The organism is Arthrobacter sp. H41 (assembly GCF_000520535.1).
GTDB lineage: Bacteria > Actinomycetota > Actinomycetes > Actinomycetales > Micrococcaceae > Arthrobacter_D.
Genome location: NZ_KI914781.1, coordinates 1 through 1,795, shown reverse-complemented (window position 1 = coordinate 1,795; position 1,795 = coordinate 1). Strand labels below are relative to the sequence as shown.

The 1,795-nt window shown below is 62.8% G+C and carries 2 protein-coding genes; both read left to right on the top strand.

Annotation, left to right across the window (positions count from 1 at the left end):
* Nucleotides 1-309 precede the first annotated feature (309 nt).
* Nucleotides 310-498 (top strand): hypothetical protein, encoded by a 189-nt coding sequence (locus Y705_RS22690; protein WP_216698754.1) that lies wholly within the window; start codon nucleotides 310-312, stop codon nucleotides 496-498.
* Between the two features lie 237 nt (nucleotides 499-735).
* Nucleotides 736-1,795, top strand: a 1,060-nt coding sequence (locus Y705_RS0106230) for an alkaline phosphatase family protein (protein ID WP_253908517.1), incomplete at its 3' end; no start/stop codon positions are given.

Genomic DNA, 1,795 nt, shown 5'->3' with positions numbered 1-1,795 from the left:
ATAGAAGCCGCGGATGAATGTAGCCTCTGCCGGCGTTTGGAGCCCGGCAGCCGACGCGGCTTTCCGGTCTGAATTGAGGCAGCTTGTGCTGACCAGCTTCAGTTGCTTGAAGACGAGCTCTCGATTGGGAGACTTCCACTGACCGCCGAGGGTCGCGCGGCCCGTGTTGCGGTGTACGACTCGTTATTAGCGGGTAAACCACGGTTGAACGGGTAGCGTATCGGTACTAGGTTTCTATCGGCCCGAGAACGGGTTGGATGTCAAGGGTGTTCGGCGAACACCCGGGCATTCGGAACGCGAGGTGTTGTCATGTCTGACCGGATTCTTTACGTGACCCGACGGATCGGCGTCGTCGTGGGACACATCTTGGTCTACGTCCTCCCGCCCGCACGGGGCGGGGAGACCTCGAAGGTCAGCATCAAGCGCATAGAAGCCGCGGATGAATGTAGCCTCTGCCGGCGTTTGGAGCCCGGCAGCCGACGCGGCTTTCCGGTCTGAATTGAGGCAGCTTGTGCTGACCAGCTTCAGTTGCTTGAAGACGAGCTCTCGATTGGGAGACTTCCACTGACCGCCGAGGGTCGCGCGGCCCGTGTTGCGGTGTACGACTCGTTATTAGCGGGTAAACCACGGTTGAACGGGTAGCGTATCGGTACTAGGTTTCTATCGGCCCGAGAACGGGTTGGATGTCAAGGGTGTTCGGCGAACACCCGGGCATTCGGAACGCGAGGTGTTGTCATGTCTGACCGGATTCTTTACGTGACCCGACGGATCGGCGTCGTCGTGGGACACATCTTGGTCTACGTCCTGATCTGGGCGGGGCTCGCGCTGCTCATCGCAGCGGCCGGCATCCGTTTCTACTGGGGAGAGATCTCTGTAGGTCAGATGCTCCTGAACCTCGTCTCCGTGGAAACCGACGGCGGGGGCGGACCCATCGTCTGGATCGGCATCCTGGGGATCGGCGTCGTGCCCCTGCTCATCACCGGCGGGATCGGCCTGTGGCAGTACTTCCGGCGCCGCAAACGCCGCCGCAGTGGTGACGCCATGCGTCCTCAACGCTCGCAATGGGTCCTGCGCACCGTTTCCACCGCCCTGGTGGCCGCGGTGGTCGTCGGCGGAACCACGGCTTTCGCCACCACGGTGGGTGTGGGTGCCTACATCGAGGCGGCGAACTCCGAGTACGACATCGGCGACTATTATGTGGAGCCGATCGTCACCAGCGACGAGCACAAGCGCAATCTGGTGCTGATCTACCTCGAGTCCGGCGAGGCCACCCTCGCGGACGACCAGCTCTTCGAGAAGGACGCGTTCGCTCCTTTGAAGGAGGCCACCAAGGCCTCGGACGGCTGGCAGAGCGTTGAAGATTTCCAGCAGTACAAGGGTGGAGGCTGGACCATGGCCGGTCTCACCTCGACGCAGTGCGGCGTCCCGCTGAAGGGCATCGGCTCCGCCGCGGGCAGCAGCGCCCTCAACGAGCTCGGCGGTGACGTCGACACCTACCTGGGAGGGATCACCTGCCTGGGTGATGTCCTGGACGAGCACGGCTACACCAACGTCTTCCTGGGCGGTGCCAACGCCTCCTTCGCAGCGAAGGACACCTTCCTGAGCAGCCACGGCTACTCCGAGCAGAAGGGTCTTTCCGACTGGCGTGCCGCCGACGAACCGGAGAAGAACTTCCGCAGCGACTGGGGCCTGAGCGACGAACGCCTCATGGCGCATGCCAGGGACGAGATCGACGCACTGCATGCCGAGGCTGAGAAGACTGGTCAGCCCTTCAACCTTTCCGTGCTGACGCTGG

Coding starts and splice junctions, on each gene's coding strand:
- Y705_RS22690 (WP_216698754.1), top strand. CDS start 310: ATGTCTGACCGGATTCTTTACGTGACCCGACGGATCGGCGTCGTCGTG.